Source organism: Janthinobacterium sp. 13 (assembly GCF_002749695.1).
In the GTDB taxonomy this organism is placed as follows: Bacteria; Pseudomonadota; Gammaproteobacteria; order Burkholderiales; family Burkholderiaceae_D; genus Janthinobacterium; species Janthinobacterium kumbetense.
In genome coordinates, this window is the sequence record NZ_PEEQ01000001.1 from 4,097,829 (window position 1) to 4,117,858 (window position 20,030).

The 20,030-nt window shown below is 65.4% G+C and carries 18 protein-coding genes; 17 read left to right on the forward strand and 1 reads right to left on the reverse strand.

Going from position 1 to position 20,030, the window contains the following annotated elements; genetic code table 11:
- Nucleotides 1-157 precede the first annotated feature (157 nt).
- A complete protein-coding gene (locus CLU94_RS17980; protein ID WP_099668374.1) occupies nt 158-2,689 on the forward strand; it encodes a sensor domain-containing protein in 2,532 nt (843 codons plus the stop codon).
- A gap of 8 nt (nt 2,690-2,697) precedes the next feature.
- On the opposite strand, the gene CLU94_RS17985 is transcribed toward CLU94_RS17980, so the two are convergent.
- Nucleotides 2,698-3,660: an endonuclease/exonuclease/phosphatase family protein gene (locus tag CLU94_RS17985; RefSeq protein WP_099666615.1), complete on the reverse strand. Its 963-nt coding sequence runs from the start codon at nt 3,658-3,660 to the stop codon at nt 2,698-2,700.
- Nucleotides 3,661-3,697: 37 nt separating this feature from the next.
- Here CLU94_RS17985 and ybaK point away from each other — a divergent pair, with 37 nt between their 5' ends.
- From ybaK to CLU94_RS18065, 16 genes are all read left to right on the forward strand, one after another.
- On the forward strand, nt 3,698-4,189 hold the full coding sequence (gene ybaK / locus CLU94_RS17990) for a Cys-tRNA(Pro) deacylase (protein WP_099666616.1): 492 nt from the start codon (nt 3,698-3,700) through the stop codon (nt 4,187-4,189).
- 105 nt (nt 4,190-4,294) lie between these two features.
- Nucleotides 4,295-4,939 carry a glycerol-3-phosphate 1-O-acyltransferase PlsY gene (gene plsY, locus CLU94_RS17995; RefSeq protein WP_257218863.1) on the forward strand — a complete coding sequence of 215 codons (645 nt, stop codon included), beginning with the start codon at nt 4,295-4,297 and terminating at the stop codon, nt 4,937-4,939.
- Nucleotides 4,940-5,029: 90 nt separating this feature from the next.
- A complete protein-coding gene (locus CLU94_RS18000; RefSeq protein ID WP_099666618.1) occupies nt 5,030-5,695 on the forward strand; it encodes a DsbA family oxidoreductase in 666 nt (221 codons plus the stop codon).
- Between the two features lie 70 nt (nt 5,696-5,765).
- Nucleotides 5,766-6,056, forward strand: coding sequence for a DUF427 domain-containing protein (locus tag CLU94_RS18005; RefSeq protein WP_099666619.1), 291 nt, complete (start codon nt 5,766-5,768; stop codon nt 6,054-6,056).
- A gap of 35 nt (nt 6,057-6,091) precedes the next feature.
- Nucleotides 6,092-7,057 carry a DUF2157 domain-containing protein gene (locus CLU94_RS18010; RefSeq protein WP_099666620.1) on the forward strand — a complete coding sequence of 322 codons (966 nt, stop codon included), beginning with the start codon at nt 6,092-6,094 and terminating at the stop codon, nt 7,055-7,057.
- Nucleotides 7,054-8,715 carry a GDYXXLXY domain-containing protein gene (locus CLU94_RS18015; RefSeq protein ID WP_143451464.1) on the forward strand — a complete coding sequence of 554 codons (1,662 nt, stop codon included), beginning with the start codon at nt 7,054-7,056 and terminating at the stop codon, nt 8,713-8,715. The genes CLU94_RS18010 and CLU94_RS18015 overlap by 4 nt, the downstream gene beginning before the upstream one ends.
- A gap of 61 nt (nt 8,716-8,776) precedes the next feature.
- Complete coding sequence (locus CLU94_RS18020; RefSeq protein ID WP_099666622.1) at nt 8,777-10,021, forward strand: metal-dependent hydrolase; 1,245 nt, start codon at nt 8,777-8,779, stop codon at nt 10,019-10,021.
- A gap of 105 nt (nt 10,022-10,126) precedes the next feature.
- Nucleotides 10,127-11,878, forward strand: coding sequence for a cation:proton antiporter domain-containing protein (locus tag CLU94_RS18025; protein WP_099666623.1), 1,752 nt, complete (start codon nt 10,127-10,129; stop codon nt 11,876-11,878).
- A 92-nt stretch (nt 11,879-11,970) separates the two neighbouring features.
- A complete protein-coding gene (locus CLU94_RS18030; RefSeq protein WP_099666624.1) occupies nt 11,971-12,879 on the forward strand; it encodes an ion transporter in 909 nt (302 codons plus the stop codon).
- Between the two features lie 49 nt (nt 12,880-12,928).
- Nucleotides 12,929-13,909 (forward strand): 3-oxoacyl-[acyl-carrier-protein] synthase III C-terminal domain-containing protein, encoded by a 981-nt coding sequence (locus CLU94_RS18035; protein WP_099666625.1) that lies wholly within the window; start codon nt 12,929-12,931, stop codon nt 13,907-13,909.
- A 10-nt stretch (nt 13,910-13,919) separates the two neighbouring features.
- Nucleotides 13,920-14,957, forward strand: a complete 1,038-nt coding sequence (locus CLU94_RS18040) for an NAD-dependent epimerase/dehydratase family protein (protein WP_099666626.1) — start codon at nt 13,920-13,922, stop codon at nt 14,955-14,957.
- Nucleotides 14,950-15,780 (forward strand): MBL fold metallo-hydrolase, encoded by an 831-nt coding sequence (locus tag CLU94_RS18045; protein WP_099666627.1) that lies wholly within the window; start codon nt 14,950-14,952, stop codon nt 15,778-15,780. Before CLU94_RS18040 ends, CLU94_RS18045 begins: the two co-directional genes overlap by 8 nt.
- Complete coding sequence (locus tag CLU94_RS18050; RefSeq protein WP_099666628.1) at nt 15,777-17,081, forward strand: F390 synthetase-related protein; 1,305 nt, start codon at nt 15,777-15,779, stop codon at nt 17,079-17,081. The genes CLU94_RS18045 and CLU94_RS18050 overlap by 4 nt, the downstream gene beginning before the upstream one ends.
- On the forward strand, nt 17,078-17,716 hold the full coding sequence (locus CLU94_RS18055; protein ID WP_099666629.1) for a phosphatase PAP2 family protein: 639 nt from the start codon (nt 17,078-17,080) through the stop codon (nt 17,714-17,716). The genes CLU94_RS18050 and CLU94_RS18055 overlap by 4 nt, the downstream gene beginning before the upstream one ends.
- Nucleotides 17,713-18,828, forward strand: coding sequence for a sterol desaturase family protein (locus CLU94_RS18060; protein WP_099666630.1), 1,116 nt, complete (start codon nt 17,713-17,715; stop codon nt 18,826-18,828). Before CLU94_RS18055 ends, CLU94_RS18060 begins: the two co-directional genes overlap by 4 nt.
- Entirely contained in the window at nt 18,825-19,949 is a 1,125-nt protein-coding gene (locus tag CLU94_RS18065) for a fatty acid desaturase family protein (RefSeq protein ID WP_257218864.1), read from the forward strand. The genes CLU94_RS18060 and CLU94_RS18065 overlap by 4 nt, the downstream gene beginning before the upstream one ends.
- The last annotated feature ends 81 nt before the right edge of the window (nt 19,950-20,030 follow it).

A 20,030-nucleotide genomic window follows, 5' to 3' on the forward strand; every position in this document is an offset into this window, starting at 1 on the left:
GACCAAAGACACTGCCGGCATCGACGCCTTGCACGTCACGATGCTTGCGCATCCTCAAGAAGCCGATTCGCCGGCGCGCAAGAATGGGTGGGATGGTTGCGCCACCGGACAGGCCATTCGCCCGCCGGTTGCCGTGCGGCCGCGCCACGGGGGGCTGATGTCTGAACGGATTGCCGGGGCCGCCCCGTCGCCGGGCCGTTTGCTGGCCGCTGCCGAACCGCAGGCGGGAGCGGCCGGCAAGGCGCTCGATCTGCTGGCCATCATCGTTGCCGCCGTCGAGCAGGCACCGGGCCTGGCCGTGCGCGGCATCGACCGCGATGGCATCGTGCGCTACTGGAGCTTGGGTGCGGCGCGCCTGTATGGCGTGACGGCCGAGCTGGCGCTGGGCCAGCCGTGGGCCAGGGTGGCCGCCTCGCTGCCGGATGCCACCCTGGCCGAGGAGGTTGCCGGCGAACTGGCGGCCGTGTGGGAAAGCGGCAAGGCGCGCAGCACGCGCCTGTGGAAGCTCGGCGCCGATGGGGCCGCGCCGCGCTGCATCTGTTCCACCGTGTTTCCTGTCACCCAGTCCGGGCGAGTGCGGCAAGTGGTCTGCATCGACGTCGACATCACGGCCAGCGGCCAGGACGGCGCCGCGCAGGGCACCTTGTTGCTGATGGGCGACAATTTCCGCCAGTTGTACGAGAAATCCGCCGATGCCATCCTGCTGCTGCGTGACGAGCATATCGCCGACGCCAATCCGGCCGCCATCGTCCTGTTTCAATGCGAGGACCGGCCACGGCTGCTGGGGCGCCGCCTCAGCGATTTTTCGCCCTTGCGCCAGCCCGATGGCGAATTGTCAGCGTTGCGGGGAACGCAACTGGCGGGGCAGGCCCACGCGGACGGCAACTGCCGCTACGACTGGCGCTACCAGACGTGCGCGGGCGAGCTGTTCTGGGGCGAAGTGTTGCTCACCTCCGTCACGCTCGACCACACCTATCTGTTTTACGCCGTGATCCGGGATATTTCCTCGCGCAAACTTGCCGAGCGGGCCCTGTACCTGTCGGCGCAGGTGGTCGAGCATGCGCGCGAAGCCATCGTCGTGCTGGACCCGCAGCAGCGGGTCGTCAGCATGAATCCCGCGTACAGCGAGATCAGCGGCTACAGCCTGGACGACATGCTGGGCAAGCCCTTCGTCCTGCACGGGGCGGAACCGGACGCGCCGGCGTTTTTCGACCACGTGTGGGACGAAGTCGGGGACAACGGATATTGGCAAGGAGACATCGTGGGCCAGCGCAAGGCGGGCGGGCGCTACCCGGCCTGGCTGTCGCTGACGGCCATCCGCGATTCGCAGGGGCAATTGAGCAATTACCTGGCCATCCTCAGCGATATCAGCGAGCGCAAGAAAAACGAGGAGCACACGCGCCACCTGGCCGAGCACGATTTCCTCACCGACTTGCCGAACCGGGTGCTGTTGCTGGACCGGCTGTCGCTGGCGCTGGCGGCCGCGCGGCGCAAGCTGAGCATGCTGGCCATTTTGTACCTGGACCTCGACCACTTCAAGCACATCAACGACAGCATGGGCCACCACGTGGGCGACTTGCTGCTCAAGGAAGTGGCGCGGCGCCTGGTGCGCTGCGTGCGCGGCGTCGACACGGTCAGCCGGCATGGCGGCGACGAGTTCGTCATCATCCTGGCCGAGGTGGGCGGCATCGACCAGGTGGCCCACGTGGCGTCCAGCCTGCTGCATGCCGTCACGCAGCCCTATCAACTGGGCGAATACGAATTGCATGTGTCCACTTCGATCGGCGTGGCCATCTTTCCCAGCGATGGCGACAGCATCGATAGCCTCGTGCATAACGCCGACATCGCCATGTACCACGCCAAGGAAAGCGGGCGCAACAATTTCCAGTTTTTCAATGCCGAGATGAATGCGCAGATCGTCGAGCGGGCCAGCCTGGAGCAAGGCTTGCGCGAGGCGCTGGGTCGCGAGGAATTCGTGCTGGAATTCCAGCCTGCGCTCGATGTCGCCAGCGGGCAGATCGTCGGCGCCGAAGCGCTGTTGCGCTGGCGCCACCCGCAACTGGGCATGCTGCCGCCCGAGCGCTTTATCGCCGTGGCCGAGGAATGCGGCTTGATGGTGTCGATCGGCAACTGGGTGCTGCGCCACGCCTGCCTGCGCGCGCGCGCCTGGCACGACGCGGGCCATGCCTGGCGCGTGGCTGTGAATCTGTCGCCGGCGCAATGCCTGCACAATAACTTGTTGCTCAGCGTACAAGAGGCGCTGGCCGCGTCGGGCTTGCCTGCCAGCTGCCTGGAACTGGAAGTGACGGAGTCCTTGCTGATGAAGGGCGGCGCGCGCCTGGCCGGCGTGCTGGCGCAACTGCGCGCGTTGGGCGCCAGGCTGGCCATCGACGACTTCGGCACCGGCTATTCGCGCCTGGCCAATCTGCGCCATTACCCGGTGGATAAGCTCAAGATCGACCCCTCGTTCCTGCCCGCCGCGGCGGACGGCGCGGCGGGCGAGTCCGACACGGCCGTGGCCGCCACCATCATCGCCATGGCGCGCGAGCTGCAATTGACGGTGATCGCCGAAGGCGTGGAAACGGCGCAGCAGCTGGCGTATCTGCGGGGGCAGGGCTGCCAGCAATACCAGGGGCGCTATGCCAGCGCGCAAGTGGAGGGCAGCGCGCTGGCGAAGTTGCTGCACTAGTGACTGAGTTAGTCAATATTTCCCAGCAGCTTGATGCGTGCCAGCACCTGGCCATGGTCGGAGGCGTGCCGCAAGCCCAGCAGCAGATGGTCGTTGAGATAAGTCACTTCCTGCAGCACGCCGATGGCGCGCGGCGAGGCGGGATGAAAATGTTCGGACACGAGGATGTGGTCGATCGTCATGTAGGCGCTGTCGTGGATATTCGTGTAGCCCACGTGGCGCAGGGCGTCCTGGCGCTGCTGGATGGCGTTGGCGTCGTACAGGCGTTCGCGCATCTCGGCACCCGCTTCGCACGGCGCGCCCGCCCCCATGACGATGGCCGTGGTGACGGCATTGGCGATGTCGTTGAAGTCGCCCAGCACGATGCGGGGACGGCCGCTGTGGCCCAGTTCGCTTGCCAGCACGCGCAGGGCCACGGCTTCCGCGCCGCGCCGCTGCAGCGAGCGCAGGTTGGCCAGCGCATAGGCGGTGGCATCGTTGCCGTCGCCATGGCGGTAGTCGGGGCGGCGCGATTTCAAATGCACCACGACCACGTCCGTGAGTTGTCCGCCAGGCAAGATGACCTGGACATGCAGCGGCGCGCGGGCGAAGCGGCCAGCATCGTCTTCGGCAGGCACGCTCACGCCGGCGGGAAAATTCGCCCAGGCAACACCGGCGCCGGCCAGCGGCAAGCGCGACACGAGTGCCACCGTGGGCAGCATGCGTCCGGCGGCATCGATGGCATCGTAGCCGGCCAGGGTGGCTGCGCGGTAATGGCGCGTGCGCGACAGCACGTCGCGCAGGGCCGCTTGCGAGAAAATTTCCTGGAAGCCGATCACGTCGGCGTCGAGCAGGTCGATTTGCCGCGCCGTCCATTCCGCCTTGGCTTCGTATTGCGCCGGGCTCAACGGTTCCAGGTTGTCATACAATTTCGCCCCGGCGGGGGCAAGGTTGCAGACATTGAATGTGGCAAAGCGGATTTCTTCCTGCATAATTAGCACTCCTCACTGAACGATCAGCGTATCACGCATGGCTAAAAAAGAGCATATTTCCGAAACCCAGGCGACGCAGTTGCTGCGCAAGCATCAAGTTTCCTTCGAAGAACATCCGTATCCCTACGAGGAGCACGGCGGCACCAGCGTCTCGGCGCGCGAATTGAACGTGCCCGAACACGCGGTGATCAAGACCCTGGTGATGCAGGACGAGGCGGCCAAGCCGATGATCGTGCTCATGCATGGCGATTGCAAGGTGTCGACCAAGAATCTGGCGCGTGGCATCGGCTGCAAGTCCGTCGAGCCGTGCAAGCCCGAAGTGGCGCAGCGCCATTCCGGCTACATGATCGGCGGCACCTCGCCGTTCGGCACGAAGAAGGCCATGCCCGTGTACGTGGAGCAATCCATCCTGGCATTGCCGCGCATCTATATCAATGGCGGGCGGCGCGGTTTCCTCGTCTCGCTGGCGCCGCAGGTGCTCGTTGATTTGTTGCAAGCCAAACCGGTGCAGTGCGCCTTGCAGGATTAAGAGAGCAAGAAAGCGGGGCTCCGCCCTGTCCCTGGACGGGGCGCTGGTGTATATTCTGCTGCGCCAGCCTCGATGCTGGTGCAATAAACACAATAAAGGGAAGAAATGAATCCAGTAATCACAACCGTGGCAATGACAGTGGCCGCTTACTTGCTCGGCTCGATATCGTTTGCCGTGGTGATGAGCAAGGTCTACGGCATTGCCGATCCGCGCACTTATGGCTCGAAAAATCCGGGCGCCACCAACGTGCTGCGTAGCGGCAACAAGGGCGCCGCCATCATGACCCTGCTGGGCGATGGCGCCAAGGGCTGGCTGGCCGTGTTCCTGGCCGACCATTTTGCCACGGCGCTGGGCGTGGGCGACACGGCCGTGGCCCTGGTGGCCATCGCCGTCTTCCTCGGCCATCTGTGGCCCGTGTTCTTCCGCTTCGTCGGCGGCAAGGGCGTGGCCACGGCCCTCGGCGTGTTGCTGGGCATCAATCCCTGGCTGGGCCTGGCGACCCTGGCCACCTGGCTGATCATCGCGTATGCCTTCCGCTATTCCTCGCTGGCAGCCCTGGTGGCGGCCCTGTTCGCGCCGTTCTACTATGGCTTGCTGTTTGGCGTCGATCCCATCTTGCTGGCCGTCATCGTCATGAGCGTGCTGCTCGCTTACCGCCACAGCCAGAACATCGCGAACTTGCTTTCTGGCAAGGAAAGCAAGATCGGCGGCAAAAAGGATGGGGCCAAGGCGCCCGCCAAGAAAAAGTAAGCGCTTGATTTCCCGCGGGCCGCACGCATATGCTGTGCTTGCGGCGCCGCGCGGTGCGGCCGCCACCGACTCGCGCAAAGGCTGCCCACCATGAGTTCCACTCCCGCCACACCTACCCCCATCCGTATCGATTTCGTGTCCGACGTTTCCTGCCCCTGGTGCGTGGTCGGCCTGAAATCGCTGGAGCAGGCGCTGGACACGCTGCAAGACACCGTCCAGGCCGATATCCACTTCCAGCCCTTCGAACTGAACGCCAACATGCCGCCCGAAGGCGAGGATGTCGGCGAACACATCGCCCGCAAATACGGCTCCACCCCGGAACAGATGGCGCAGTCGCGCGAAGCCATCCGCGCGCGCGGCGAACAGCTGGGCTTTACCTTTGCCATGGACAAGCGCGGCCGCATCTACAACACGTTTGACGCGCACCGTCTGCTGCACTGGGCCGGACTGGAAGGGCGCCAGAAGGCATTGAAAATGGCGCTGTTCGATGCGTATTTCACGCAGGGACAGGATCCGTCCTCGCACGCGGTGCTGCTGGCCGTGGCCGGCAAGGTGGGGCTCGATGGCGTGAAAGCGGCCGAGGTGCTGGCCTCCGGCGCGTATGCGGACGAGGTGCGCGCGCAGGAACAGTTCTACCAGCAGAACGGCATCAATTCGGTGCCCGCCGTCATCATCAACGAGCGTCACCTGATTTCCGGCGGCCAACCTCCCGAAGTGTTCGAACAAGCCTTGCGCCAGATCATCGCCGGCGCTTGAGCGGGGCGCCAATGGCGCGCGCCATGGCGGACTTTTTGCGCTACACTCGGCGCAGAAGGAGGATAGTCAAATGCCAACAGCCAGCTGGAATGGCGCCGTCATCGCGCAAGCCACCGATGCGCAGGTGCAAGTCGTTGAAAACAATGTATATTTTCCTTTAGCTACCGTGACGCAGGAATACCTGCGTCCCAGCAGCCACACGAGCATCTGCCCGTGGAAGGGCACGGCCAGCTATTACGACCTCGTCGTCGATGGCGCCGTCAATGCCAACGCGGCCTGGTATTACCCCCAGCCCAAGGATGCCGCCAAGCAAATTGCCGGCCACGTCGCCTTCTGGCGCGGCGTCAGCGTCGAGCGCTGACGCTTTCTTACGACCAATCAACCTGAAAGCAGACGATGGATTTACGCCTCGCCGTGTACCAACTCGCCTCGGACTATGCGCTCGATGCCCAACAAACCCGGCAGTTGCAGGAAGTGGCCGGCTTCCAGCGCGAACCGGCGCGCCTGGCCTACTGGCTGCCGCGTGGCGTGGCCGTGCTGGGCGCCGTGTTGCTGGGCATGGGTTTGATCTGCTGGGTGGCCGCCAACTGGGAAGACCTGGGCCGCATGGGCCGCTTTGCCCTGCTGCAAGGCGTGCTGGCGGCCGCCTGCGTGGGCGCGTTTGCCGTGCCGAAAGCGCGCGTGCCCTTGCTGCTGCTGGCCTTGCTGGCCATCGGCGGCCTGTTCGCGTATTTCGGCCAGACCTACCAGACGGGCGCCGATCCGTGGCAGCTGTTCGCCCTGTGGGCCGCGCTGGCCTTGCCCCTGTGCCTGGTGGCGCGCAGCGACGTGCTGTGGACGCCGTGGATGCTGATACTGTCGACGGCCGCCACCCTGTGGATGCAGGCGCATGCGCACAACAGCTGGCGCGTCGATTCGGCCGATCTGCCCATTTTCATCGGCGGCTGGCTGGCCGTGCTGGCTGGCTGTGCGTTCGTCTCGCCCCTGCTGGCGCGCTGGACGGGCGCGGGCAGCTGGGCCTTGCGTCTGGGCCTGGTGCTGGCCACCTTCCTCATCACGGGCACGGCCGTCAGCGCCCTGTTCGGCAGCGAGATCGAATCGCCGTACTGGGCCGGTCTCGGCTTGCTGGCCGTCGCCGGCATCCTGCTGGCTACGCGCCGGTTCTTTGACGTGTTCGGCCTGAGCGCCGTCGCGCTGGGCCTGAACACCTTGCTGGTGTGGGGGCTGGGGCACGTGCTGTTCCATGGCGGCGGCAATGGCGATGGCATCGGCAGGCTGGTGATGCTGGGCTTGTTCGCGGCCGTGCTGCTGGCGCTCACCGTGCAAGGCATTTTGTGGCGCACGCGCCGGGAGGCGGCATGAGCCATATCAATAGTCAGCGAGCCGATGCGCTCGCCACCCTGATCGACGACGCCACGCGCGCCGGCCTGTTGCCGTCCGGCGCCGCCCGTCCCGTGCAGGATGTACGGCCGTGGCCGCTGGTGCTGATGACGGCCCTTGGCGCCTGGCTGGCCGCCATCCCCCTGGTCCTGGCACTGGGCGCGGGACTGGAAAGCGTCGTGCGCCACGGCCCCGGCGCGTATGTCGTGGCCGCCATCGTGCTGGTGGTGGCCGTGCTGCTGATCCGCACGCGCGGCGTGGCATTGTTTGTCGAGCAACTGGCCGTGCCATGCCTGCTGGTGGGCGGCAGCCTGCTCGGCTATGCCCTGTTCCGCGACTATGCCACGCAGACGGCGTCGCTGCTGATGTGCCTGGCGTGCCTGCTGACGGCCGCCGCCCTGCCGCGCGACTGGCTGCGCGTGCTGCTGGGACTGGTCGCCTGCGGCTTGCTGGGGCTGGGCATCATCGATAGCACGCGCGACTGGATTTTCGAGAACGACCCCACGCAGCTGTACAGCGCCTGGATGCTGGCCCTGGCACTCTGGCTGGGCGCCCACTGGCTGCAAAAGCAGGCCTTCAACGATGGCCGCGGCGCGTCCATCGCCGCCTTCCTGGAATCGCTGTCGACGGGGTGGGTCCTGGCAATCTTGCTGGGGCTGGTCTTCTGGTCCGGCATGACCTTCATGCTGGGCGGCGCGCTGGGCGGCGGTATTGTCGGCGACGTGGCGCGCGAAGCGACCCGGCACCAGGCCGTTGCCTGGTATGCGCAAGTGTTGAATGGGGTGTCGCTCGTGCTGGCCACGGCGGCGGCCGCCTGGACGGGATGGCGCTGGCCGGCCCTGCGCCAGTTGCCCGCCATCGGCGTGGCGCTGGTGCTGATCGTGCTGGCGTGGTTCATGCCGGCGCTGGGGCCCGTGCTGCTGATCCTCGCGTATTGTTTGACGAGCGGGCGTTCGCGCGTGGCCGTGGCGGCCGCGCTGGCGGCGGCGTGGATACTCGGCAGCTTTTATTACCAGCTGGCCTGGCCGCTGGCCAGCAAGGCGGCGCTGCTGGCCATGGCCGGCGCGCTGCTGTGCGCCCTGTCGTGGCTGGCCACGCGCGGCGCCGTGCTGCACCTGGTGGAAAGCAAACCGGCGGGCGTGGTTCTTGAACACCGCGCCGCGCGCCTGGGCGTGCTGGGGGGCTTGCTGCTGGTGTTGCTGGTCGCCAATGGCGGCATTTGGCAAAAAGAGCAGCTGATTGCCAAAGGACAAGCGATCTTCGTGGCGCTGGAACCCGTCGATCCCCGTTCGCTGATGCAGGGCGACTATATGCGCCTCAATTTCGTCAACCTGGGCGTCCTGTCCACCCTGGCCAGCGTGGACCGGGCGCCTGGCCGGCCCCTCGTCGTGGCGATGCGCGATGCGCGCGGCGTGGCGGAACTGCTGCGCCCGTACACCCAAGAGGCGCTGGCGCCCGGCGAATTCCTGCTCGAACTGACGCCGAAGGATGGGAACTGGGTGCTCGTCAGCGATGCCTGGTTCTTCAAGGAAGGCGAGGCGGCGCGCTGGGAAAAGGCCCGCTATGGCGAGTTCCGCGTGCTGCCCGACGGCCGCGCCTTGCTGGTGGGCATGCGTGGCCCGGAGCTGGAGAAGCTGTAGCTTTGTCGCGCAGGCAGTCGTGCAAGAGCACGCCAGGGCGGGCATCCTGTAAAATTGCCCTATGGATAATATTACGCATTCGGTCATCGGCCTCGGGGTCGGCGAACTGGTACACCGCAGCCTGCCGCCCGAGCCGCAGGCCCCCGCACAGCGCACCCGGCGCGCGCTGTTTTTATTTTCGGCATGGTTTGCCAGCAACGCGCCCGACCTCGACCTGGTACTGACCAGGCTGTTGCCGCGCCCGTTCGGCTACATGTTGCACCACCGCGGCCACACGCATACCTTGCTGCTGGCCTTGCCGCAGGCGCTGCTGTTGCTGGCCTTGCTGTGGCTGCTGTGGCCCGGCGCGCGCCGGCTGCTGAAAAGCAGCGTACCCGCCCGCATCGGCCTGGCCGCTTGCCTGCTGCTGGGCTTTTGCTTGCACATGGGCATGGATTTCCTCAATTCCTATGGCTTGCACCCGTTCTATCCGTTTGACAGCCGCTGGCTGTATGGCGACATGGTCTTCATTGTCGAGCCCATGTTCTGGGTGCTGCTGGGCGTGCCCGTGATCATGTCCTTGCACTACGGCATCGTCAAAAGCGTGCTGCTGGCGGGGTTGACGGCGGCCCTGTGTTTCTTCACCTATAAAACCTATCTGGCGCCCGCTTCGCTGGTCATCCTGCTGGGGCTGGGCGTGGTCCTTGCCGTGCTGCAGGGACGGGCCGGCGAGCGGGGGCGCGGACCGCTGCTGCTGGCCTTCGCGCTGGCCGCCACGTTCATCGGCACGCAGGGCGTGGCGTCGGCCCTCGGCCGTGCGCGCATCGAGGCGGCCGTGCAGCGCCTCGATCCCGGCACGCGCGTGTGGGACGTGGCGATGACGGCCTTCCCCAGCAATCCGCTGTGCTGGATCTATGTCTCGCTCGACAGCAAGACGGACGTGTACACCTTGCGGCGCGGCACCCTGAGCCTGCTGCCGGAGGCGCTGGCGCCCGCCGCCTGCCCGGCTGGCCTGGTGGAAACGGGTAAGCAAGGCCAGCAACTGGCGCCCGGCATCGCCGTGTCGGCCAAGGCGGAGGGCAGCCTGGCCGCCTTGCGCGCGCTGCAGGAAGACAATTGCTATGTGGACGCCTGGTTCCGCTTTGCCCGCATGCCCAGGTTGAATGCGGACAAGCTGACGGACGTGCGCTTCAACCCCGGCATGTTGCCCAATTTCACGACCGTCGAACTGCAGCAGTTCCGCAACCGGCCGTGTCCCGCCTACGTGCCGGGCTGGGGCCGCCCCCGCGCGGACATGCTGGCGCCGCCGCAAGCGGTGCGTCCGTAGCGACTTTGTTGCCTTGTGGCAAAATATCGTGTGTGCACTTACTTCGCCATGGCCGCGCATGCGACACGACCAATTCAGCATGAATGATATTTAGTTAGGATTATTTTGGAAGAGCAACACGCCTTACCGTATTTGCGGGAAACCCTGCTGTTTCTCGCCCTGGCCGGGATTTTTATTCCGTTATTGCAACGCCTGAAGGTCAACCAGGTCCTCGGTTTCCTGGCCGTGGGCGCCCTGTTCGGCCCGTTCGGCTTCGGCCTGTGGGCGGGCGACTTCACGTGGCTGACGTATTTCTCGTTCGTGCGTGCCGAGCAGGTCAGCGGCCTGGCCGAGCTGGGCGTGATGTTTCTGATGTTCATGATCGGCCTGGAACTGTCGACGGAACGGCTGTGGGCGCTGCGGCGCTGGGTATTTGGCGCGGGCGTGGGGCAAGTGGCCGTCAGCGCCTGCCTGATCGGCGGCGTCGCGTATTACTTTGGCCTGTCGCTGGAAGCGTCCATCGTGCTGGGCCTGGTGCTGTCGCTGTCGTCGACGGCCGTCGTGATGCAGTTGCTGACGGACCAGCGCTCGTTGCAGACGCCGGCCGGCCAGGCGGGTTTTTCCATTTTGATGTTCCAGGATTTGATGGTGGTGCCGCTGTTCATCCTGATCGACGTGTTCGCCAGCGGGCGCAGCGACGATCTCGCGTATCTGCTCAGCTTTGCGGCCGTGAAGTCGGCCGGCGCCATCCTGCTGATCTATCTGCTGGGGCGCCGCGTGATTCGCCCGCTGTTCCAGTTTTTCGTCAAGAAACGCCAGCCCGACGTGTTCATGGCCTTGACCCTGCTCAGCACCCTGGGCATCGCGGGGTTGACGTACCTGGCGGGCCTGTCGATGGCGCTGGGCGCCTTGCTGGCCGGCCTGCTGCTGGCGGAAACGGAATTCCGCCACGAAGTGGAAGTGACGATCGAGCCCTTCAAGGGCTTGCTGATGGGCTTGTTCTTCATGTCCGTAGGCATGCAGATCGACGTGCGCGAAATCCTCAAGTCGCCGGTCTTGATTCCCCTGGCCGTGCTGAGCCTGTTTGCGCTGAAAACCCTGGTCATCAGCGTGATTTTCCGCATCGGCGGCTTTCACTGGGGGCGCGCCGTGGAAACGGGCGTGCTGCTGGGGCAGGGCGGTGAATTCGCCTTCATCGTCGTCGCGTATGCGCTGGGTACCAAGCTGATCGGCCCGCAGGTGGCGCAGTTCGTCATGCTGGTGGTGGGCTTGAGCCTGTTTGCCACGCCGGCGCTGGCCAAGGCGGCGCGCGCTTTCGGCAACTGGTGGGAGCAGCGCCACCACCACCAGCTTGCCGACCTGGCGCACGGCGCGCCGCCGCCGCAGGGCAGCACCGTCATCATCGCCGGGTTTGGCCGGGTGGGGCAGTTGCTGGCCAAGGTGCTGACGGAGCAGGATATCGCGTATGTGGCGATTGAAAATGATGCGCGACTGGTGACGACCCTGCATCCGCGCGGCTTCCCCGTGTATTTCGGCGATGCGTCGCGCGCGGAATTGTTGCAAAAGGTCAATGCGGACCGGGCCGCCGCCGTGGTATTGACGATGGACCATGCGGCGTCCGTGCTGCATGCCGTGAAATCGATCCGCCGCGAGTATCCGCAGCTGCCCGTGTATGCGCGGGCGCGCGACGAGGCACATGCCGTGGCCCTGATACAGGCGGGCGCCACCCTGGTCGTGCCCGAGGCGCTGGAATCGGCGCTGCAGCTGACGGCCACCGTGCTGCACACGGTGGGCTTGTCGGAAGCGCGCACGGCGGACATCGTGCAAGCCGAGCGCGACCGGCGCAATGCCGTGCTGCTGGCGAAAAAGCTGTCGTAGTGTTGTTGTGGGGAAACCTGTAGCGCAACCGTGCGTGTCGCCGTGCTTTGTAAATTATCTATACAATAATAGTATATGAGCACATTACCCACATGAAAGCCGCGACGAAGAGCGGAGCGGCACCCTTGACGCCGCAGCAACTGGCGGCGCAGGAAACGCAGCAGAAATATGGCAAGCCCGAGCGGGGCTGGCGCGAGCAGGTGTACACCGTCATTTTCGAGGCGGAAACGCGCACGGGCCGCGCCTTCGATTTGCTGCTGATCGCCGCCATCCTGATCAGCGTGACGGTGGTCGTGCTCAGCAGTGTCGCCTCCGTGGCCGAGCGCTATGGCACCTGGCTGACGGCGCTGGAATGGTTTTTCACCATTTTATTTACCATCGAATATTTCGCCCGCCTGTCGTGCCTGCAGCATCCGGTGCGCTATGCCAAGAGTTTTTTCGGCATTATCGATTTGCTGGCCATCGTGCCCACCTACATCGGCTTGCTGTTGCCGGGCGCGCATGTGCTGATCGACGTGCGCATTTTGCGCCTGCTGCGCATGTTCCGTATCCTCAAGCTCACGTCGTATGTGCATGAATACACGGTGCTGGGGCGGGCCTTGCTGGCCAGCCGGCGCAAAATCCTCATTTTCTTGTCTTTTGTCATGATGGTGGTCTTTCTGTTGGGTACTGTGATGTACGTGGTGGAAGGACCGGAGAACGGTTACAGCAGCATCCCCACGTCGATTTACTGGGCCATCAGCACCATGACCACCGTGGGTTTCGGCGATATCACGCCGAGGACCGACATCGGGCGCACCATCGCTTCCCTGATGATGTTGCTCGGCTGGGGCATCCTGGCAGTGCCTACCGGCATTATCAGCGCGGAAATGACGGTACAGCGCAGTTCCAAGCTGGTCACCACGCGTACTTGCCCCACGTGCCTGAAGGAAGGGCTCGATGACGATGCCAGTTTCTGCAAGAACTGCGGCGTTGCATTGCCGCCATTGGCACGCGATTAGCGCATAGACCCTTCATCAACCGTATTTATTTTATTTTGTTAAGGCCAACATGATTCCAGTTCGCCTGATCGCGACGGGCAAGGCCGTGCCGTCGCAGAGTGTGACTTCCGCCAGCCTGGACCTGACTTTGGGCCATCCGGCTGGCTATACCCTGCGCAAGAGCGGCGTGCTGTCGCGCTTTGTCGCCGCGCCCGATGAATCGCAAAGCCAGCTGGGCGCCGCCGCCCTGCTCGACGCGCTGAAGAATGCCAGCCTGCGTCCGGCCGACATCGACTTGTTGATCTGCGCCAACGGCGTGCCCGAGCAAGCGTTGCCGAATACGGCTTGCTTCGTGGCCGAACATGCGGGATTGCCGCCAGGCACGCAAAGCTTCGACGTCAACGCCAGCTGCCTCAGCTTTATGGCCGCCTTCCGCGTGGCCGCGTCCATGCTGGCGGGCAGCGCCTACCGGCGCATCGCCATCGTTTCGTCCGACCTCGCCTCGCGCGGCGTCGACTGGAGCGAGCCGGAAGCGTCGATGATCTTTGGCGACGGCGCCGCCGCCGTCATCGTCGAGCGCGGCGATGGCAGCGCCGGCATCCGCGCCTACAAGATGGGCACGTATCCGGAAGGGCGGCGCTACTGCGAAATCCGCGGCGGCGGCACCGAGCGCAACCCGCGCAACGGCTGCGAACCGGGCGACTACCTGTTCCGCATGGATGGCAAGGCCGTGTTCCGCTTGGCCGTCAAGGTGATGCCGGATTTCCTGGCGGAACTAATGCAGGAATCGGGTGCAGGACTGGAAAAAGTCGACGTGGTCGTGCCGCACCAGGCCAGTCCATTGGGACTCGCGCATGCGGCGCGCATCCTCGACGTTCCCGATGCTAAAATCATCAAGATCTTTGAAACGCATGGCAACCAGGTGGCCGCGTCCTTGCCCACCGCCCTGCACGAGGCGGTGATGACGGGGCGGGCCGTGGCAGGCCAGCGTTTGCTGATGATGGGCACGGCCGCGGGCTTGACCATCGGCGGCATGATTCTTGACCTGTGAAGGTGGTGCGATGAGGCGGATACTGGTCACGGGAGCGACGGGCGGCTTGGGGCGCAATGCCGTGCGCACCCTGCTGGCGCAGGGCGTGGAAGTGCGCGCCACGGGCCGCAACGCCGCCGTCGGCCGCGAACTGGAACGCATGGGCGCGCAATTCGTCGCGCTCGACCTGGCACAGGCATCGCCACGCCAGGTCGATGAACTGGTGCGCGGCATGGACACCGTCTGGCACTGCGCCGCGCTGTCGTCGCCGTGGGGGCCGGAACGCGACTTCGTCGCCGCCAACGTCACGGCCACGGGCCAATTGCTGCGCGCGGCCGCCAGCCTGCACGTGGCGCGCTTCGTGCACATCTCCACCCCGGCCATCTATTTCGACTACCGCAACCACCTCGAAGTGCCGGAAACCTTCCGCCCCGATGCCTTCGTCAACGCGTATGCGCGCAGCAAGGCGATGGCGGAAAAGCTGGTGCAGGATTGCGTCGACCGCCACCGCGGCATGACGTGCGTGATCCTGCGCCCGCGCGCCATCTTCGGCCCGCACGACCAGGTCTTGATCCCGCGCCTGGCGCGGGTGCTGCAGGAGCGCGGCGGCAAGCTGCCCCTGCCCAACGGCGGCGCGGCCACCATCGACATCACCTATGTCGACAATGTCGTGCACGCGATGTGGCTGGCCACCGTGCACAAGACCATCGCTTCCGGCGCCGCCTTCAACATCACGAATGGCGAACCGGCGCGCCTGTGCGACATCTTGCGCACCCTGTTCTGCGATCATCTGCAGCAGCCGTTCGAGATCGTCAGCGTGCCTTACCGCGTGCTGGCGCTGGTCGCGCGCCTGATGCAGTTCGCCTCGCGCTTTACCCGCCGCGAACCATCGCTCACGCCCTACAGCATCGGCGCGCTCAGTTTCGACATGACGCTCGATAACGCCAAGGCGCGCAAGGTGCTCGGCTACCGGCCTATCGTCAGCCTGCAGGAAGGCATCGCCCTGACGGCGCAGTGGATGCGCCAGGAAGCGGCGGCGCACAAGGTGGGCAAGGAGCGCAATGGCTAGCATCACCGCGTTTCGCGTCGGCCACTGCACCCATCCTTCGTGCATGGTCTTGAAAGGCAGCGGGCTGGCCAGCCGCTGCTTCCCCTCGCGCGCCTACCTGATCGAAACGCGCGCGGGCCTGTACCTGTGGGACACGGGCTACGCCGAGCACTTCCGCGCCGCCACGTCGAAGGGCGTGTACCGCATGTATGCATGGGTGACGCCGATTTCCTTCGATGAGAGTGAATCGTTGCAGGGGCAGTTGCGCGCGCATGGCGTGGCGCCCGGCGATATCCACACTCTGCTGCTGTCGCACTTCCACGCCGACCATATCGCGGGCCTGCGCGACTTTCCCCGCGTGCGGCTGATGGCCTCCCAAACGGGCTGGGACGCCGTGCGGGGACTGTCCGGCGTGGCCGCCGTGCGCCAGGCCTTCGTGCCCGAGCTGCTGCCAAACGACATCGCCGACCGCCTGGATTTCGTGGAAAGCGTGCCCGAGACGGCCTTGCCGGCGGCCTTGCTGCCATTTACGCACGGGCGCGACGTCAGCGGCACGGGCGAAATCTACATCGTCGACTTGCCCGGCCATGCCATCGGCCACCTTGGCGCCTTCGTGCTGCAGGATAGTGGCTGGACCTTGCTGGCGTCGGACGCGGCCTGGGTGCCGGAAAGCTTCCAGCAGCTGCGCGGACCGTCCGAACTGTCGTTCCTCATCCAGCACAAGCGCGCGCCGTACTACGCCACCCTGAACCGGCTGCACCAGCTGCACCAGTCGGGCAATGCGCACATCCGCATCACGCATGAAGACACGGCGGACTATGTTCCTGTGGCGGGCCGCCCGTGAAGCGTATCGTCTGGCTGTTGCTGTCGTACTGGCGCACGCGCCGCCTGCGGTTCACAAGCCGCCCGCAGCTGGGCGCCTACCAGCACAAGCAACTGGCGCGCTTCATCGACGTGCTGTGCGCGCGCAGCGCCTACTTTGCGCCGTTCCGCGATCTGCCCCTGGCGCAGTGGCCGACGATGAACAAGGCGCTGATGCTTGAACACTTCGACACCATGAACACGCAAGGCATCACGCTGGCGCAGGCGATGGACGCGGCCATGGCGGCCGAACAGAGCCGCGATTTTACCCCCGCCGTGGGCGACATCACGGTGGGCCTGTCGTCGGGCACCTCGTCGCGGCGCGCCGTGTTTACCGTCAGCCCCCGCGAAAAGGCGCAATGGGCGGGCGTGATGCTGGCCAAGGCGCTGCCCGACGGCCTGTTTTCCGGCGAAAAAGTGGCGCTGTTCCTGCGCGCGAACAGCAATCTGTACACGGCCGTGCGCTCGCCGTGGCTGACCTTTGCCTTCTACGATTTGTTCGAACCGTTCGACAGCCTGTGCGCGCGGCTTGCGCAATATCAACCTTCCGTCATCGTCGCGCCGGCCCAGGTGCTGCGCCAGCTGGCCTTGCGCGTCATCGACGGCAGCCTGGCGCTGGCGCCGAAAAAAGTCATCTCGGTGGCCGAAGTGCTGGAAGCGCAGGACCGCGCGCTGATCGTGCAGGCGTTTGGCGCCGTGCATGAAATCTACCAGGCCACCGAGGGTTTCCTCGCCAGCAGCTGCGAGCATGGCGTGCTGCATTTGAATGAAGAGTACGTGCACATCGAGCCGCAGTGGCTGGACGCTGAACAGAGGCGCTTCGTGCCCGTGATTACGGACTTTACGCGCATCACGCAGCCCATCGTGCGCTACCGCCTCGACGACATCCTGCTCGCGCGCGCCACGCCATGCCCGTGCGGCCGCGCCACGCGCGCCATCGATGGCATCGAAGGGCGCTGCGACGACATGCTGTTCTTGCCATCCTTGCCATCGGCGAACGGCGGCGCCCCCGTCGCCGTGTTTGCCGACGTATTGACGCGCGCGTTTGCGCAAGCCTTGCCGCCGGACGCCGATTACCGCCTGGTGCAGTCGGGCGACGCCTCCTTGCAGCTGCACGCGGCCCTGGATGCTGCCGGCCTGGCCGCCTTGCGCGCGCACCTGGCAGCGGTGTTGCGCGGCTTGGGCGTGGCCGTCGACGGCCTGGCCTGGACGGTGAGCGGCGAACTGCCTCCCTTTGACCCGACCATGAAACGGCGCCGCATCCGGCGCCTCGCAAGCGCATGAATCCTTCTTCCATGACCGTACGCGGCCGCCTGCTGCACCTGCTGGCCGGCTGGGGCAGCGTCGGCCTCGTGTATTTTTCCAGCGACCTGCTGCAAGGGCAGGGCGTGCTGCTGCCGGAAACGGCCATCGACCGCGCCATCCCCTACACGGATGCCGCCATCTGGCTGTACCTGTCCTTCTTCATCCTGATCCCCTACGCCTACCTGGCGGCCGATGCGGCGAAGGTACGCTGGCTGGCGCGCGCCATGGCGCTTTCCGCGCTGGCTTGCGGCGTGGTCTTCCTGCTGTACCCGACCACGCTCGCGTATCCGCCCGTGGGCGAGGGTAGTGCCTGGAGCACGCAGGCGCTGCGCCTGCTGCAGGCGGCGGACTCCACGCAAAACTGCCTGCCGTCGCTGCACGGCGCCCTGACATTGCTGTGCGTGTGGGCCCTGTGCGGCAGGCGCCACCTGCTGCGTTCCGCGCTGGCCGTGGTGCTGGGCGTGGCCATCTGCTACGCCATCATCGCCCTGCGCCGGCACGTGAGCATCGACCTGGCCGCCGGCCTGGTTGTTGGCGTCGCTGGCGGCATCCTGGCGAAAATGCAGGTATCCTTGGCTGCCCGCCGCGCCGTTTCCATAAAAACCGCATCATGATGAATCCCTTTGCCCTGTCGTTTTTGATCATGCTGGCCTTCGTGCTGGCCGAACTGCTGATCCTCAAATGGGTGCGCAAGACCCCCGTGCCGTGGAAGGACGTGATCTTCAACCTCAATTCCGGGCATATCCTGATGTGGGTGTTCCGCGGGGTGGAGGTGGCGGCGTTCGCCCTGCTGCTGCGCCATGCGAACCTGCACGTCGTCGACCAGTGGCCCGTGGCGGCGCAATGGGTCTTCGCCTTCTTTGCCTGGGACCTGTGCTTTTACTGGATGCACCGGCTGCACCACAAAATCCCCCTGCTGTGGGCCGTGCACGTGGTGCACCACCAGGGCGAGCATTTCAACCTGTCGCTGGGCGTGCGCAATTCCTGGTATTCGTCGCTGACGAATTTCCCCTTCATCGCCATCCTGGCCGTGCTGGGCGTGCCGCTGGAAATCTTCCTCGTCGTCTCGTCCCTGCATTACACGGTGCAGTTCTACAACCACAATGCGCTGGTGAACAAGTCCGGCATCCTGGATAGCTTCATGGTCACGCCGTCGCACCACCGCGTGCACCACGGCACGGATAAACGCTACATCAACCGCAATTTCGGCGGCACGCTGTTGATCTGGGACAAACTGTTCGGCAGCTTCCAGCCCGAACTCGAGGGCGTGGAAATGCGCTATGGCGTGAAGGGCATGACACCCACGCATAACCCGCTGCTGGCCAGCAATGGCAAACTGTTCAAATGGCTGCGCGCGCGTTTCCCCCACTGGCAGTCGCGCGGCACTTTCCACGTGCCCGAGCTGTTCATCGGCACCGGCGGCGTGATCCTGTTTGGCCTGGTGATTTATTACGTCAACCATGAAGCGCTGCTGGCGGGCGCGCAGCAAGCCATCCTGTTTGCGCTGATCTTCGGCGGCACCCTGGCGCTGGGCGGCCTGTCGGATGCGAGACGCTGGGGTGCCATCGCCTGGGTCGCCATCGCGCTGGCCATGCCGGCCCTGTATCTGGGCTGGTATGGCGCGCGCGATGCGTGGGGCATGGTTTTCCTGGCCGCGCTGCTGGCGCATGGCCTCGACGGCGCGCGCCGCCTGTGGTGGCCGGCAGCGGCGGGGACGCGCGCGTGACGCAGCCTGTACCTTCGCTGCCGCCGCTGCGCTTCCAGCCCGCACGCGATTCCGCCTTCCGCCGCGAATTGCGCGCGCGCGCCGACGCCTACCTGGCGGACGAAGGAAAACACCGCTTCGGCGACGCGCGCCTGCATGCGAAAACCGTGTTCCTGGCCGCGCTGACGGTGGGGCTGTATGCACTGGCGCTGCGCGCCGAAAGTACCTGGCCGTTTGTCGCCAGCTACGTGGCTTGCCTGGTCGCGGCCATGACCTTGGCCATGAATACCTTGCACGATGCGGCCCATAGCGCCGTCTTTCGCCAGGGAGCCTGGAACCGCGTGCTGATCCGCCTGGTGGGCTTGCCCGTGGGCGTGGACACGGATTTCTGGACCATCCGCCACGTGCATTTCCATCACACGTATGCCAACGTGGAAGGCTATGACCTCGACACGGAACCGAATCCGTTTTTGCGCCAGACGCCGTTCCAACGCTGGTCGCCGCAGTACCGCTATCAATACCTGTACTGGCCCGTGGTGGCGGCCCTGTCGCTGCCTTATTTGAACTGGTATGGCGACTGGCTGGACCGCTTTGGCAAGACGCCCGTGGCGGCGCACAGCCGGCTGCAGGGCTGGCGCGGCTGGCTGTCGTTCCTGGGCTGGAAGCTGGGCCATGTGGCGCTGGTGCTGGCGCTGCCCATGTGGGTGCTGCAGCAGCACGGCATCGGCTGGGGCGTGGTGCTGGGCGCGTATTTCGTGGGCCAGATGATCGCCTCGTGCGCGCTGGTGGCGCTGATCCTGGGCACGCACTGGGCCGAAGTCGAGTTTTTCCAGCCGGGCGCGGACGGTACGCTGCCGCACGACTGGTACCAGCACACGTTTTACACGTCTTGCGACTGGACGCCGCAGCCGCGCCGCCTGCGCTGGCTCGGTTACTGGCTGGGTGGCTTGAACCTGCACCTGACGCACCACTTGTTCCCCACCTGGAACCACCGCCACTACCCGGCGCTGGCGCGCATCCTGGCCGAACTGGCGCCGCGCCACGGTCTCGTGTACCGCGAACTCGGTTATGGCCAGCTGCACGCGTCGCAGCAGCAATTCCTGCGCGCCATGGGCCAGCCGCCCGCCGGCAGGGACCTGTAACGAATCGCACTTGACTCGGTTTCCGTTCCGTCTTACATTTCTGTAGCGACAGAAATAAGAGAAAATCATGAAATCAAGAAC

What these genes read in the sequence shown, in the direction of transcription:
- CLU94_RS17980 (WP_099668374.1), top strand. Translation starts at nt 158, where the DNA reads ATGTCTGAACGGATTGCCGGGGCCGCCCCGTCGCCGGGCCGTTTGCTG.
- CLU94_RS17985 (WP_099666615.1), bottom strand. Translation starts at nt 3,660, where the DNA reads ATGCAGGAAGAAATCCGCTTTGCCACATTCAATGTCTGCAACCTTGCC.
- ybaK (WP_099666616.1), top strand. Translation starts at nt 3,698, where the DNA reads ATGGCTAAAAAAGAGCATATTTCCGAAACCCAGGCGACGCAGTTGCTG.
- plsY (WP_257218863.1), top strand. Translation starts at nt 4,295, where the DNA reads ATGAATCCAGTAATCACAACCGTGGCAATGACAGTGGCCGCTTACTTG.
- CLU94_RS18000 (WP_099666618.1), top strand. Translation starts at nt 5,030, where the DNA reads ATGAGTTCCACTCCCGCCACACCTACCCCCATCCGTATCGATTTCGTG.
- CLU94_RS18005 (WP_099666619.1), top strand. Translation starts at nt 5,766, where the DNA reads ATGCCAACAGCCAGCTGGAATGGCGCCGTCATCGCGCAAGCCACCGAT.
- CLU94_RS18010 (WP_099666620.1), top strand. Translation starts at nt 6,092, where the DNA reads ATGGATTTACGCCTCGCCGTGTACCAACTCGCCTCGGACTATGCGCTC.
- CLU94_RS18015 (WP_143451464.1), top strand. Translation starts at nt 7,054, where the DNA reads ATGAGCCATATCAATAGTCAGCGAGCCGATGCGCTCGCCACCCTGATC.
- CLU94_RS18020 (WP_099666622.1), top strand. Translation starts at nt 8,777, where the DNA reads ATGGATAATATTACGCATTCGGTCATCGGCCTCGGGGTCGGCGAACTG.
- CLU94_RS18030 (WP_099666624.1), top strand. Translation starts at nt 11,971, where the DNA reads ATGAAAGCCGCGACGAAGAGCGGAGCGGCACCCTTGACGCCGCAGCAA.
- CLU94_RS18035 (WP_099666625.1), top strand. Translation starts at nt 12,929, where the DNA reads ATGATTCCAGTTCGCCTGATCGCGACGGGCAAGGCCGTGCCGTCGCAG.
- CLU94_RS18040 (WP_099666626.1), top strand. Translation starts at nt 13,920, where the DNA reads ATGAGGCGGATACTGGTCACGGGAGCGACGGGCGGCTTGGGGCGCAAT.
- CLU94_RS18045 (WP_099666627.1), top strand. Translation starts at nt 14,950, where the DNA reads ATGGCTAGCATCACCGCGTTTCGCGTCGGCCACTGCACCCATCCTTCG.
- CLU94_RS18055 (WP_099666629.1), top strand. Translation starts at nt 17,078, where the DNA reads ATGAATCCTTCTTCCATGACCGTACGCGGCCGCCTGCTGCACCTGCTG.
- CLU94_RS18060 (WP_099666630.1), top strand. Translation starts at nt 17,713, where the DNA reads ATGATGAATCCCTTTGCCCTGTCGTTTTTGATCATGCTGGCCTTCGTG.